12 protein-coding genes are annotated in these 14,303 nt (G+C 63.2%); 5 read left to right on the top strand and 7 right to left on the bottom strand.

Annotation, left to right across the window (positions count from 1 at the left end; translation table 11 throughout):
• Positions 1–5: 5 nt before the first annotated feature.
• The gene (locus AU465_RS35890) at positions 6–608 is read left to right on the top strand and encodes a DUF3011 domain-containing protein (protein WP_210324964.1); all 603 of its coding nucleotides are present in this window, start codon (positions 6–8) and stop codon (positions 606–608) included.
• Between the two features lie 259 nt (positions 609–867).
• Here the strand turns inward: AU465_RS35890 and AU465_RS02500 are convergent, their stop codons facing one another.
• The 7 genes from AU465_RS02500 to AU465_RS02470 form a co-directional block, all read right to left on the bottom strand.
• Entirely contained in the window at positions 868–1,068 is a 201-nt protein-coding gene (locus tag AU465_RS02500; protein WP_192243723.1) for a hypothetical protein, read from the bottom strand.
• Entirely contained in the window at positions 1,068–1,877 is an 810-nt protein-coding gene (locus AU465_RS02495) for a molybdopterin-binding protein (RefSeq protein WP_192243721.1), read from the bottom strand. Before AU465_RS02495 ends, AU465_RS02500 begins: the two co-directional genes overlap by 1 nt.
• A 1-nt stretch (position 1,878) precedes the next feature.
• Positions 1,879–2,748 carry a cytochrome b/b6 domain-containing protein gene (locus AU465_RS02490; RefSeq protein ID WP_192243719.1) on the bottom strand — a complete coding sequence of 290 codons (870 nt, stop codon included), beginning with the start codon at positions 2,746–2,748 and terminating at the stop codon, positions 1,879–1,881.
• Positions 2,749–2,849: 101 nt separating this feature from the next.
• The gene (locus AU465_RS02485) at positions 2,850–3,527 is read right to left on the bottom strand and encodes a DUF1345 domain-containing protein (RefSeq protein WP_192243717.1); all 678 of its coding nucleotides are present in this window, start codon (positions 3,525–3,527) and stop codon (positions 2,850–2,852) included.
• Between the two features lie 27 nt (positions 3,528–3,554).
• The gene (locus AU465_RS02480; protein WP_192243715.1) at positions 3,555–4,022 is read right to left on the bottom strand and encodes a YaiI/YqxD family protein; all 468 of its coding nucleotides are present in this window, start codon (positions 4,020–4,022) and stop codon (positions 3,555–3,557) included.
• Between the two features lie 65 nt (positions 4,023–4,087).
• Complete coding sequence (gfa, locus tag AU465_RS02475; protein WP_192243713.1) at positions 4,088–4,657, bottom strand: S-(hydroxymethyl)glutathione synthase; 570 nt, start codon at positions 4,655–4,657, stop codon at positions 4,088–4,090.
• Positions 4,658–4,725: 68 nt separating this feature from the next.
• Positions 4,726–5,853, bottom strand: coding sequence for an S-(hydroxymethyl)glutathione dehydrogenase/class III alcohol dehydrogenase (locus AU465_RS02470; protein ID WP_192243711.1), 1,128 nt, complete (start codon positions 5,851–5,853; stop codon positions 4,726–4,728).
• A gap of 265 nt (positions 5,854–6,118) precedes the next feature.
• Between AU465_RS02470 and AU465_RS02465 the strand changes: the two genes are divergently transcribed.
• The 4 genes from AU465_RS02465 (at position 6,119) to AU465_RS02450 (ending at position 14,298) form a co-directional block, all read left to right on the top strand.
• Positions 6,119–8,131, top strand: coding sequence for an acetyl-CoA carboxylase biotin carboxylase subunit (locus AU465_RS02465; protein WP_192243709.1), 2,013 nt, complete (start codon positions 6,119–6,121; stop codon positions 8,129–8,131).
• A gap of 117 nt (positions 8,132–8,248) precedes the next feature.
• Positions 8,249–11,773, top strand: coding sequence for a DNA polymerase III subunit alpha (dnaE, locus tag AU465_RS02460; RefSeq protein WP_192243707.1), 3,525 nt, complete (start codon positions 8,249–8,251; stop codon positions 11,771–11,773).
• A 317-nt stretch (positions 11,774–12,090) separates the two neighbouring features.
• Positions 12,091–13,311 (top strand): glycosyltransferase family 2 protein, encoded by a 1,221-nt coding sequence (locus AU465_RS02455; RefSeq protein ID WP_192243705.1) that lies wholly within the window; start codon positions 12,091–12,093, stop codon positions 13,309–13,311.
• A gap of 36 nt (positions 13,312–13,347) precedes the next feature.
• A complete protein-coding gene (locus AU465_RS02450; protein ID WP_312891179.1) occupies positions 13,348–14,298 on the top strand; it encodes a glycosyltransferase in 951 nt (316 codons plus the stop codon).
• Positions 14,299–14,303 lie beyond the last annotated feature (5 nt).

Genomic DNA, 14,303 nt, shown 5'->3' with positions numbered 1-14,303 from the left:
TGCAAATGTCGACGCGGATGGCGGTTACCGGTTCGATCATGTTTCTGGCCTGCGCTTTCGGCAATCCGGCAAAACTATCGCTTCTGCCCGATGCCGCGCAGGCGGCAGGCCCCAAACGCGTGGTCTGCTCCAGCGCGGATTATCGCTACTCCTATTGCGGGGTCGACACGCGCGGCGGCGTGCAATTGACCAACCGGCTGTCGAAGTCGCGTTGCCAGTACGGCAGAAGCTGGGGCTATGACGGCGGCGGCATCTGGGTCGACAATGGCTGCTCGGCGGAATTCCTGGTCGCCGGCTCCGGCCGCAGGCCGTCTCCCGGCGATGCGGCGGCGGCGATCATTGTCGGGGGCATTGTCGGCGCGATCCTCGACAACAACAACCAGCACGGCCACCATTCGGACAATTACTATCCGAGGCCCAAGCCGCGGCGCGACGATCGGTGGATCGATCCGACGCCGCAATTCGACAAGGACGGCAATCCCAATTTCGATACCCACGGCAACTATCAGGGATGCCACGGCGTCGGCTGTATGGTGGATAATCCGGACGACACGCAGGACGCCCCACCTGAGCCCGGTCAAACCACTTTCGATAGTTCGGACGAATGATCGCGTCGCCAAGGCCTGCATGCTGAACGCCGGACGCGTCCGGCCGTTGCCTATTGGGAGCCGTCGTCTTGCAAAGGATGATGTTGGAATGGCCTTCGGGCCACCCGGCGAGTTCGGCCATGCGCTGGAAGCCGGCCTTTTCGTAGAGGCCAGGTCGAGACCCACACGCGCCACGCGCCACGAGCGGCCGCCTCGGAGACAAAAGCATCAAGCAGCTTCCTGCCGTGGCCGACACCTCGGCAGGTTTCCTCGACCCACATCAGCTTAAGCTCGGCGATCCCCGCCCAGGAATAACCAGCGCGATGCCGACGGCGCATCCATTTCCGTCTCGCAACGCAAAGACCAGGTTCCGGTCGTCGTTGCGGCCGACAAGGCGCCGGTTGTCCCCGTTTAAGCGCTCCTCAATGGCATCGAGTTCGGTCGGCGCCAGATCATGCTCGGCCAGCAGGCGAGGGGGCATCAAATCCCGCCGTACCAGTCGTAGCCATTGTCCTCCCAATAGCCGCCGCGGCCGCCCCCGATAGCGGTGAAGCTGTCGATCAGCTCTATTTTGTAGAGATATTTCGGCATCTTGTAGCCGAGCTGGCGCTCGACCCGCACCCGCAGCGGCGCGCCGTTCTCGACTGGCAGCGGCTTGCCGTTCACGCCATAGGCCAGGATCGTCTGCGGGTGGCGGGCATCGATGAGGTCTATGCTGCCGTAATATTTGATGTCGCCCGACAGGCTTTGCTCGATCGTGTCGAGGCAGTGGAACATGACATAACGCGCCTCAGGCTTGACGACCGCCTGGTCGAGCACCAGCGCCAGCGGCGTGCCGGTCCATTTGGCGATGCAGCTCCAGCCTTCGACGCAGTCGTGGCGGGTGATCTGGGTTCGGCTCGGCATGTTCTGGAGCTGTTCGCGAGTGAGCGACAGCGGTTTTTCGACGAGGCCGGTAACCTCCAGGCGCCAGTCGGCGAAATTGTTGGTGAGAAGACCCTTGTAGGTGTCGTCGTCGGGCGCGGTGACGCCGTTCGGCCGCTGCGGTTGGCGGATGTCGGCCTCGGTGAATTCCGGCGCCAGCGCATCGCGGCCGGCAAGCAGGCGCTGCGCGCGCCAGGTCAGGCCGTTGGCGTTTTCGAGAAAGCTGCGCAATCCGCCGCCGATGCCAAGGCCGCTGTCGAAGGCGTCGCAGCCCGACAGCGCGATGCCGGACAGGCCGAGGCTGGCCGAGGTGAGGAACTTTCTTCGGCTCATCTGAAACTTGGGGCTGATCTGGAATTTTGCCATGTCAGGCGCTCCTCTCGGTTGCCTGGTCGTGCTTCGCGGGCGGGTCGGTGCGGTACCAACCGGTGATGATCGAGCGCAACTCGTTGATCGGACCCGCTGCCACGATCATCAGCATGTGGATGATGAAAAAGAGGACGAGCAGCACCATGACGGTGAAGTGGATGGTGCGCGCCGTCTGCCGGCCGCCCAGGATTTCATTAAGCCAGGGAAGCACCGAATTCATGCTCGGCGACATCGCAAGCCCGGTGATGATCATCAGCGGCAACAGCACGAAGAGTACGCCGCCATAGGCCATTTTCTGCAGCGTGTTGTATTCGCGCGTGTGGTGGAATTTCAGCTTCGCATGGTCGACGATGTCACGCGGCAGCTTGCGCAGATCCTCGACGCGCGGCGCCAGATCGCGACGGATATGGCCGTTGACGAGGCCGGCGATCAGCCAGACCAGCAAGGTGGCCGAGAGCACCCACGCGAAGAAGAAGTGCACGACGCGCGCTGTGCCGAGGTCGTAATAGGAGGGGATCGTCGCCCAGGCCGGGAAGGCGCGCGGCGTCTCCTGACCAGGAGGGCCGGACCAGCCGAGCACGCCGGTGGTGTCGAAGCGATAGCCGAAGATTTCGGTGAAGCCGCGCGGTCCGTTGTCGGTGTTCTCCGCGCCGATTTGGAGGATCGTATTGTTGAACCCGAAGCCGGACTGCTTGCCGATATAGAGTTGGGGACGCGCGTTGAAGATCTGCAGGCCCGAAAGCAGCATGAAGAACAGCGAGAAGGCCCAGATCCAGTGGGTCAGGCGCGTCCAGCGCGACTGCCGGTAGATCAGCGTTGCGTTCTTCGTGTCCGCTTCGGCGGTTTGGCTTGTGGCAGCAGAATCCATTCCGTCCTCCAGCCGCGCCACCCGGCACGGCTCTTTCAGATCATTGTCTTTCCCCCAATACGTCGCTGCGCAAGGCAATGTTTCATGCGATCACGGATTTATTACGGGGCACCCAGGCTGACCGCGAGGTTGACCGCCGCGGCAACGATCACCGTGTTGAAGAAGAAGGTCAGGATCGAATGGATGAGCACGACCTGGCGCATGTGCGAGGTGGTGACCGCAGTGTCGGACGTCTGCGCGGTCATGCCGATGACCGTCGAGAAATAGAGGAAATCCCAGCCTTCCGGCCTTTTGTCGCCGGGGAAATCAAGGCCGCCGACCGGCATCTTCCTGTTGGCTTTCTCGTCGACCTCGACGCCATCCATCCAATAGACATGCGCATAATGCAGCGCCGCCATGGCGTGGATGGTGAACCAGCCGAGCGGGATCGACAGCATCGCGAACAGGATCTCCAGCGGATGCGTGGCATCCTTTTGGTTGATGAGCTGAAACAGCGAGCCGATGGCGATGCCCACGACAAAGAGCGTGACGGCGAAGATCAGCAGCACCGGAAGGTCGGTGGCGCGCGCGTTCTTGCTGAGGTAGCGGCCGGTAAGCCTCGGCATCAGGGCAAGGACCAGAATGATGAAAGTCGCAAAGAACACGTTGGCGCCGATCGAGTAGGGAAGCGGCGCTCGCAAAAGCAGTGCAAGAAGCAGCGCGACGATGCCGAAGGCTGCGGCCAAAGCGAACTGCATGTGCCGATGCATCGGCGTGTCGACGGATGTATCGTCACCCATGGCCCGGCCTCGAAAAGGGCGTTCGGATCAGTCCGGTGTGACGGATTTCAACGCCCGCCGCAAGATGCGGTCGAGCTCGCCGAGGAAGTTCGACCTGTCCTTCTGCGTGAAGGCCGCGTTGAAGCCGCGGCTCTCGCCGGTCTCGCGCAGATGTTGCTTGAGATCGCGCATCGCGACTGCCATGCCGATGGTCTCTCGCGTGAAGGGACGGCCTGTGGGTCCCAGCACATGCGCGCCGAGCGCCACCGTGCGCGCGGCGAGCGGGATATCGGCCGTCACCACGACGTCGTTCGCCCTCGCGTTCTCGACGATCCAGTCGTCCGCCGCATCCGCGCCCTTGGAGACGACGACATTGCGGATCATAGGATCGCGCGACGGCCGCAGCCCGCCATTGGAGACATAGGTGACGACAATGCCGTGACGTTCCGCCACTTTCTCGACCTCGGCCTTGACCGGGCAGGCGTCGGCATCGACGTAGATGACGGGTGCGGGCATCGTCTCTCCAAACGAACATGGGGCCGGCGTGTCGGCCAGCCCCATGGCAGAAATCGCAGGATTTGTCAGGCCGCCAGGGCTCCCGACTTCTTCGCCGTCCAGGTGGCGATGTAGTCCATCAGGCCGGGGTTGAGGCAGTCATAGGGTTCGAGCCCGATCGACTTCAACTGGCCGCGGATGCCGGCCATGCGGCTCGGATCGACGCCGGATTCGATGATCGACGACACAAACGCGGCGAAGCCCGGCGGCGACCAGCCATCCTCCTCGAAGCGCTCGGGATGGATGAAGGACAGGCCCTTGAAGGGATGGTCGCGCTCGACTGGGCCATACATGTGCACGCCGCAGCCGGTGCAGGCGTGGCGCAGGATCAGCGCTGCCGGGTCGACCACCTTCAGCTTGTCGCCATTCACGGTGACGGTGACGTCGCTTGTGCCGGCAACGGCAACCACCGAGAAGATAGCGCCTTCTGGCTTCCAGCATTTGGTGCAGCCGCAGGCGTGGTTGTGGGCGATCTGGCCCTTGACCTTCACCTTCACCGGGTTGCTGGTGCAGGCACAGACCAGCGTGCCGCCCGAGAAGCTCGCGCTTTCCTTCGGCAGGCCGTTATCGATCTTCGGATGCAGTTTTTCCGCCATTCGTCCTTCCTCCCATGTTGACCACAGAGGTCGCAGGCCTTCCGGCCTGCGGCCTTTGCGGCATTGCTTCAGTAAACCACGACGCTCCGGATCGACTTGCCCTCATGCATGAGGTCGAAGCCCTTGTTGATGTCTTCGAGCTTCAGCGTATGGGTGATCATCGGGTCGATCTGGATCTTCTTCTCCATGTACCAGTCGACGATCCTGGGCACGTCGGTGCGGCCGCGCGCGCCGCCGAAGGCGGTGCCCATCCAGGTGCGGCCGGTGACCAGCTGGAACGGTCTGGTCGCAATCTCCTGGCCGGCGCCGGCAACCCCGATGATGACCGACTTGCCCCAGCCGCGATGCGAGGCTTCCAGCGCCTGGCGCATCACCTTGGTGTTGCCGGTGCAGTCGAAGGTGTAGTCGGCGCCGCCGATCTGGTCGGCGCCGCGCTTGGTCATGTTGACCAGGTACGGCACGATGTCGCCGTCGATCTCCTTCGGATTGACGAAATGCGTCATGCCGAACTTCTCGCCCCAGGCCTTCTTGTCGTTGTTCAAGTCGACGCCGATGATCATGTCGGCGCCGGCAAGGCGAAGACCCTGGATGACGTTGAGGCCGATGCCGCCGAGGCCGAAGACGACCGCCGTCGCACCTTGCTCGACCTTGGCCGTGTTGATGACCGCGCCGATGCCGGTGGTCACGCCGCAGCCGATGTAGCAGATCTTGTCGAAGGGGGCGTCGGGATTGACCTTGGCGACCGCGATCTCGGGCAGCACGGTGAAGTTGGAGAAGGTCGAGCAGCCCATATAGTGGAATAGCTTTTCGCCGCCGACCGAGAAGCGCGAGGTGCCGTCGGGCATCAGGCCTTGCCCCTGGGTGGCGCGGATGGCGGTGCACAGATTGGTCTTCCTCGACAGACACGACGGGCACTGCCGGCACTCGGGCGTGTAGAGCGGGATGACGTGGTCGCCCTTCCTGACCGAGGTGACGCCCTTGCCGACATCGATGACGATGCCGGCGCCCTCATGGCCGAGGATGGCCGGAAAGATGCCTTCCGGGTCGGCGCCCGAGAGCGTGAACTCGTCGGTGTGGCAGATGCCGGTCGCCTTCACTTCGACCAGGACCTCGCCCTCGCGCGGGCCTTCGAGGTCCACCTCCATGATCTCCAGCGGCTTTCCGGCGCCAACAGCGACTGCGGCACGCGTTTTCATGAGGCATTCCTCCCATGGCAATCTTCAAGTTTCAGCTTTGGCGGGCTGCCAAGCCTGCCCGGCGAGGCTAGCACCAGCCTGCCGTTTATCATGCGCCCGCGAATACCTTATCGGGTTCCGAGGTAGGGGCCAACGTCTGTTGCGACGTTTTTCGGCGCGGTTTCTGCAATCGGTGTCAGGCGCCGAGAGCAGGGGGGCCCAGACACTTGAGACGCGCCGGAATTGTCCATAGAACTGGGCGGCTTCGCCGGAGGACAACATCCGAATGTTCAAGAAGATCCTGATCGCCAATCGCGGCGAGATCGCCTGTCGCGTGATCAAGACCGCGCGCAAGATGGGGATCGCCACGGTCGCGGTCTATTCCGACGCCGATCGCGATGCCATGCATGTCGAAATGGCCGCCGAAGCCGTGCATATCGGCCCGTCGCCCGCCGCGCAGAGCTATCTCGTCGCAAAGAAGATCATCGCCGCCTGCAAGGAGACCGGCGCCGAGGCGGTGCATCCAGGCTATGGCTTCCTGTCCGAGCGCGCCTCCTTCTGCGAGGCGCTGGAAAAGGAAGGCATCGTCTTCATCGGGCCGAAGCCCAAGGCCATCCGCGCGATGGGCGACAAAATCGAATCGAAGAAATTCGCCAACCAGGCCAAGGTCTCGACCGTGCCCGGCTGGCTCGGCGTCATCGAGAACGCCGACCATGCCGAAAGGATCGCCGGCGAGATCGGCTACCCGGTCATGATCAAGGCCTCGGCCGGCGGCGGCGGCAAGGGCATGCGCATCGCCTGGAGCAAGACGGAAGTGCGCGACGGCTTCGAGCGCGCGCGTTCGGAAGCGAAAAGCTCGTTCGGCGACGACCGGGTCTTCATCGAGAAATTCGTCGTCGATCCGCGCCATATCGAGATCCAGGTGCTGGCCGACGCGCATGGCAATGCGCTCCATCTCGGCGAGCGCGAATGCTCGATCCAGCGCCGCAACCAGAAGGTGGTCGAAGAGGCGCCGTCGCCATTCCTCGACGCCAAGACGCGCAAGGCCATGGGCGAGCAGGCAGTGGCGCTGGCAAAAGCCGTCGACTACCAGAGCGCCGGCACGGTCGAGTTCATCGTCGACAAGGACAAGAACTTCTATTTCCTTGAAATGAATACGAGATTGCAGGTCGAGCATCCGGTGACCGAGCTCGTCACCGGCATCGACCTAGTCGAGCAGATGATCCGCATTGCCGCTGGCGAAAAGCTCTGCATCAAGCAGAGCGACGTGAAGCTCAACGGCTGGGCGGTGGAAAGCCGCCTCTATGCCGAAGACCCTTTCCGCAACTTCCTGCCGTCAATCGGCCGGCTGACGCGTTACCGGCCGCCGCAAGAGGGCGCATTCGGCGACATCGTGATCCGCAACGACACCGGCGTCGCTGAAGGCTCCGAGATATCGATGTTCTACGATCCGATGGTGGCAAAGCTCTGCACCTGGGCGCCGACGAGGCTGGAGGCGATCGATGCCATGTCCGAAGCTCTGGACAGCTTCGTGGTCGACGGCATCGAGCACAACATCCCGTTCCTGGCGGCGCTGATGCAGCATCCGCGCTGGCGTGAGGGGCGGCTTTCGACCGGCTTCATCGCGGAGGAATATCCGGACGGTTTCGCGCCGGTAGAACCGGATGGCGAGGAGAGGGCGGTATTCGCCGCGATCGCCACCGCGATCGAGCTGCTGCGCCGGGACCGGCTCGACCGCCTCAGCGGACGGCTGGCGCCGCATTCCGGCCATCTCAAGCGCGACTGGGTGGTGAAGCTCGGCACGGACTATCTTGCCACCGGCATCGTCGACGGCATGGTTTCGATCCCGATGGAGGTCGATCTGTCGATCGATGGCGGCAAGCCGCTGACGGTCGCCTCCGACTGGCGACCCGGCGACGCGATCTGGCACGGCACGGTCGGCGGCAGCCGGATCGCGGCGCAGGTCCGGCCGGTGCCGAACGGTTTTCGTATCGCCTGGAAGGGCATGTCGGTGACGGCTCAAGCCATGCTGCCGCGTACGGCGGAGCTTGAAAGGCTGATGCCGGAGAAGCTGCCGCCGGATACTTCGAAAATGCTGCTCTGCCCGATGCCTGGCCTCGTCGTGTCGATCGCCGTCGCGGAAGGGCAGGAGGTCAAGGCCGGCGAGACGCTGGCCGTGGTCGAGGCGATGAAGATGGAAAACGTGCTTCGCGCCGAGCGCGACCTCACCGTGGCGAAGCTCAACGCCAAACCGGGCGACAGCCTGGCGGTGGATGCGGTGATCATGGAATTCGCCTGAGCATTGGCGGCAAGGGGTCGAAAGCCTGTGGTCCGCGACCGATTGTGCTGGACTGGCATCGCTCCGTCCGGGACAATACATCAGCACAGATGAGTCCTTGGGATAGCGCGAAAAAACATGGCGGATGAACGACTTCCACGCGACCCGTTGCAGCGCGAAGCAGCCGTGAAGGCCGCGCGGCCGGAAGCGTCGGCGCGGACGTTTATCCATCTGCGCGTGCATTCGGCCTATTCGCTGCTCGAGGGCGCTCTGCAGCTCGGCGCGATCGTCGGGCACGCGGTCAAGGACGAAGCGCCGGCGATCGCGGTGACCGACACCAACAATCTGTTCGGCGCGCTCGAATTCGCCCAGAAGGCGGTGAAGGACGGTATCCAGCCGATCATCGGCTGTCAGGTCGATCTCGCCTTTTCCGGCGAAGCCAGCGATGCCCAGCGCGACCGCCGCCGGCACGGTCCCGAGATGTCGCCGATCGTGCTGATCGCCGCCAGCGAGGCGGGTTATGCCAATCTGGTCCGGCTGATCAGCAAGGTCTATCTGGAGACGCCGCCCGGCGATCCGGTGCATCTGACCAGCGCGATGCTTGAAGGCCGTTGCGATGGCTTGATCTGCCTGACCGGCGGACCGCGCGGCCCGATCGGCAGCGCGCTTAAGGCGGATCGCCGCGACCTCGCCGAGCAGCGGCTGCTCTTCCTCAAAGGCCTGTTCGGAGACCGTCTCTACGTCGAACTGGAACGGATCGCCGGCTATGACCGCATGGTCGAAAAGTCGACGGTCGACCTTGCCTACAGCCACGAACTGCCGCTGGTCGCCACCAACGAGGCCTTCTTCTCCAAGCGCGAAGATTACGAGGCGCATGACGCGCTGATTGCGATTGCCGAAGGCTCGGTGGTGGCCGCCGACAACCGCCGGCGGCTTTCGCCGGACAATTTCCTGCGCAGCCAAGCGGAGATGGCGCGGCTGTACTCGGACCTGCCGGAAGCGATCGACAACACTGTCGAGATCGCGATGCGCTGCTCCTACTATCCCAAGAACCGCAGCCCGATCCTGCCGCGCTTCACCGGAGCCGACGCCGCCGACAAGGATGCGGCCGAGAAGGCGGAAGCCGCGGAACTCGCGCGCCAGGCACGCGAAGGCCTGGAGGCGCGACTTGCCAAGCACGGGCCGACGCCCGGCTATACGATCGAGCAGTATCGCGAGCGGCTCGAATTCGAGCTCGGCATCATCGAGAAGATGAAGTTCCCCGGCTACTTCCTGATCGTTGCCGACTTCATCAAATGGGCAAAGGCGCAAGGCATCCCGGTCGGGCCGGGACGCGGTTCGGGCGCCGGCTCGCTGGTCGCCTACTCGACAACCATCACCGACATCGACCCGCTGCGCTTCTCGCTGCTGTTCGAACGCTTCCTCAATCCGGACCGCGTCTCGATGCCCGACTTCGACATCGACTTCTGCCAGGACCGGCGCGAGGAGGTCATCCGCTACGTCCAGCAGAAATACGGCCGCGACCAGGTGGGGCAGATCATCACCTTCGGTACGCTGCAGGCGCGCGCCGTGTTGCGCGACGTCGGCCGCGTGCTGCAGATGCCTTACGGCCAGGTCGACAAGCTCTCCAAGATGGTGCCGCAGAACCCGGCCAATCCGGTCAAGCTGGCGGATGCGATCGCCAACGAGCCGCGCTTCGCCGAGGAGGCGGAAAAGGAGCCGATCGTGCAGACGCTGCTCGACACGGCGCAGAAGCTCGAAGGCCTCTATCGCCACGCCTCGACGCATGCCGCCGGCATCGTCATCGGCGACCGGCCGCTGTCGGAACTGGTGCCGATGTACCGCGATCCGCGCTCGGACATGCAGGTCACCCAGTTCAACATGAAATATGTCGAGCAGGCGGGGCTCGTAAAATTCGACTTCCTCGGCCTGAAGACGCTGACGGTGCTGGAAACGGCGGTGAAGCTGATCCGGCGGCGGGGTGTCGACATCGATCTTGCCCGCATACCGCTCGACGATCCCGATACCTACTCCATGCTGTCGCGCGGCGAGGTGGTCGGCGTGTTCCAGGTTGAAAGTGCCGGCATGCGCAAGGCGCTGATCGGCATGCGGCCGGACTGCATCGAGGACATCATCGCGCTGGTCGCCCTCTACCGCCCCGGCCCGATGGAGAACATCCCGACCTACAACGCCAGAAAGCATGGCGAGGAGGAGATGGCCTCGATCCATCCCAAGATCGATCATCTGGTGAAGGAGACGCAAGGCGTCATCGTCTACCAGGAACAGGTGATGCAGATCGCGCAGGAGCTTGCCGGCTATTCGCTCGGCGAAGCCGATCTCCTGCGCCGCGCCATGGGCAAGAAAATCCGCGCCGAGATGGACAAGCAGCGCGAGCGCTTCGTCTCGGGCGCGGTGGAGCGCGGCGTCGGCAAGCCGCAGGCCGATTTCATCTTCGACCTTTTGGCCAAATTCGCCGACTACGGCTTCAACAAGTCGCACGCCGCCGCCTACGCCGTCGTTTCTTACCAGACGGCCTATCTCAAGGCGCACTACCCGGTCGAGTTCCTGGCGGCGTCGATGACGCTCGACATGAGCAATACCGATAAGCTTGCCGATTTCCGCCAGGACGCGCTCCGCCTCGGCATCGAGGTGCTGGCGCCCTCGGTGATGTCCAGCTTCCGCCCCTTCGAGGTCGGCGAGAACAAGATCTTCTATTCGCTTGCGGCGCTCAAAGGCGTCGGCGACGCGGCGGTCGAGCATATCGTCGAGAAGCGCGGCGAGAAGCCGTTCAAAAACCTTGCCGATTTTTGCGAGCGGGTCGATCCGAAGATCGTCGGCAAGCGCGTCTTCGAAAGCCTGATCATGGCCGGCGCGCTGGACTGCTTCGGGCATGACCGCGCCGTGATGATGGCCGGCGTCGAGCGGATGATGGGGCTGGCCTCGCTAGCGCAGCAAAACGCGATCTCCGGCCAGGCCGACATCTTTGGTGCATCGCTCGGCGCGCAATCACAGGCGCTCAACCTGCCGGCAACCGATCCCTGGCTTGCCGCCGACCGGCTGCACCGCGAATTCCAGGTGGTTGGCTTCTATCTCTCGGCGCATCCGCTCGACGAATACAAGGCAGCACTCCAGAAGATGCGAGTGCAGAGCTGGGCGGAATTCGCCGCAGGCGTTAAGCGCGGCGCGACCAATGGGCGGCTTGCGGGAACGGTTACTTCCAAACAGGAACGCAAGACCCGGACGGGCAACAAGATGGGTGTAGTTCAGTTTTCCGATACGACAGGACAGTATGAGGCGGTTCTGTTTTCCGAAGGCTTGGCGCAATTTCGCGATATGCTGGAGCCTGGCAACTCGGTGGTGATCACCGTTGCGGCTGAGGACCGACCCGAGGGCGTCAATCTGCGTATTAACTCGGTGCAATCGCTGGATGATGAAGCCAGTCGCATTCAGAAGGCACTGCGCATCTTTGTCAGAGATGATCGCCCATCTTCTACCATTCAATCACAGCTTAAACAGCGTGGCGACAGTCAGGTTAGCATTATCGTGCTTAAGGGAGAGGCGCAGGGCGAGGTCGAGATCGATCTGGGTCGTTACCGCGTCTCGCCGCAAATCGCATCTGCCATGCGCGCGGTGCAGGGCGTTGTGGAAGTGGAACTGGTATAGGTATGATCTCCGAAGTGCTAAAAGCCACCGAAATTCATCTAGGCTTGAGCAACGACCCGGATGGATTTTTTGAAGCGCCGCCGTAGTGTGACGCCAGCGACTAGCCACGTCGGCAAATCCGGATGCGCTGGGCTTACGACGAGAGCATAATAACGCCCGCCCAATACTCGCCAAACCACGTCATTCGCTCAACGGCGTATGGTTCTGTATATCTTTGACTAACTTGTTCTTGCTAATGTCGCAGCTAGGCTGCGGAAGTGTTGGGGGCGTGTGCCTAGGTCGTCAGCAAGGCGACGATTGGGCAGGAACGGGGCACTATGGTCGACAAGTCGAATTTCGCGATAGTCCAGACTGATCTCGATGGGCAACACGCCGATGATGCGGGGGCACCGCTCGTGTCGGCCATTATCCCTTGCCTTAACGAAGAGCGCACGCTCGGCATCTGCATCCGCAAGGCACTCGACGTCTTTGCAAAGCGGGGCATCAAGGGCGAGGTCGTCGTCGGAGACAATGGGTCAAGCGACCGGTCAGTCGAGATTGCCGAGTCCCTCGGCGCGCGCGTCGTGCACCAACGGGTCAAGGGATATGGCGCGGCGATCAGCGCGGCGGCTGAAGCTGCGCGGGGCAAGTACCTCATCATGGCGGATGCGGACGATTCCTACGACTGGAGCAGCCTCGGCGATTTCATCGACGCGCTGGAGGACGGTGCCGAACTGGTGATGGGTGATCGCTTCGCGGGCGGTATCGAGCCCGGCGCCATGCCTGCGCTGCATCGGTATCTCGGCAATCCGGTGCTTTCAACGATTGCCCGCTGGCTCCACCATTCTCCGATACACGATTTTCATTGCGGCATGCGCGGGTTCACCCGCGATGCGTTCCGCAGGATGGGCGCGCGCTCGCCCGGCATGGAATTCGCTTCGGAGATGGTCATCAATGCGCACCGCGCCGGGCTGGTGATCCGCGAGGTGCCGATCAAGCTCTATCCGGACAAGCGCGGCCGCCCGCCTCATCTGCGCTCGTTCCGCGACGGTTGGCGACACCTGCGCCTGATCGTGGCCCATGCGCCCAACACCATGTATCTCATACCGGGGGTGACCTTGCTGGTGGCCGGCATCGCCGGCCTCGCGATACTCGCCGCGGGACCGGTCCGGATCGGCGGGTGGTATTTCGGAATCCACTTCGTCGCGCTCTCGGCAATGGCGACGTTGATAGGTCTTTCGGCGATCCTTTTCGGCATGCTGGCCAAGGTGGCGATCGCTATCTATCACCCGGTCCACGGGGGCCGAATCGTGCCGTGGCTGATGCGCGGCCGCCCGTTGGAATGGCTGGTCTTTTCCGGTGGCGCGCTCGCGCTGGCCGGCTTTGTCGCGGACGTGCTGCTGGCGCTGCATTGGATTTTTGTCGGCGGTCCGATGGAGCAGTCGGTGCACCTGACCTTTGTGATCACCACCGCCTGTGTGGCCGGCATGTCCATGGTGCTGGCCGGCTTTGTGCTCAAGTTGCTGCTTGATAACCTGGACGGCAGGCGTGCGTTCTGACTGTTCGACTGGCTTCCGAGCGGAAGAGGTAGCTGCGTGATCGAAAAGCCATTTCTGTCCGTCGTCATACCGGTCCACGAAGGAGCGGCATGGATTGGCGCGACACTTGACTCGCTGGTCGCCGAGCCGACCGGTGGCCTGGAGATAATCGTTATCGACAGCAGTCCGACGAGCGCCACCGCGGCCGTTGTCGAGCGATTTGTCCACCGATTGCCCCTGCGGCTGCTTCAGCGAAGGGACCTTGGACAGTGGCAGACGAAGACCAACTTAGGCGTCGAGCTGGCGGCCGCCGATCATGTTTGCATACTTCCATCCGACGATTTGTGGCTGCCAGGGCGCGTCGAGGCCGTTCGCCGCTGGCTCACGGATGCGCCCGAAGCCGCGCTTCATCTGGCCCCGACCGCTATCGTCGACCGCTACGGCCGTCGAATGGGGCGTTGGAACTGTCCCTTGCCGGCTGACGAGGTGCTCGAAGCTGAATTCCTGCTGGAACGGCTGCTGGTGCAAAATTTTGTCTCGGTGCCCGCTCCGATATTCCGCCGAAGCGCATGGCTGGCGTGCGGCGGGGTGGATGAGAAACTCTGGTACACGGCGGATTGGGACATATGGGCCAAGCTCGCCAGTACTGGACCGGTAACCTATCACGACGAGATCACGACGGCCTTTCGGGTTCACGGCAGTTCGCTGACTGTAACCGGATCCCGTGATGCGAGCGAGTTCCGATCACAAATGCAGACTGTGCTGGAGCGCCATCTGCCCCGGCTTCCAGCGAGGAGCCGTCGCAGGATAGGGCCTGCCGCCAGGGCGTCGATCAGCGTCAACGTGTCGCTGGCCGCCGCGTCGGCCGGCAACTTGAAGGGCTTGGTTCGTGCGGCTGGTGTCGTGCTGTCGCTCGGGCCGATCGGAATGAGGCGCTATTTGCGCGACTCGCGGTTGCGTGAGCGTGTCGTGTGCCGGCTTCGCGCGAAACTGACAGGAGCTTTCTGACGCCA

This window comes from Mesorhizobium silamurunense, from assembly GCF_014843905.1.
GTDB classification, from domain to species: Bacteria; Pseudomonadota; Alphaproteobacteria; order Rhizobiales; family Rhizobiaceae; genus Mesorhizobium; species Mesorhizobium silamurunense.
This window is presented reverse-complemented; position numbering and strand designations above follow the sequence as displayed.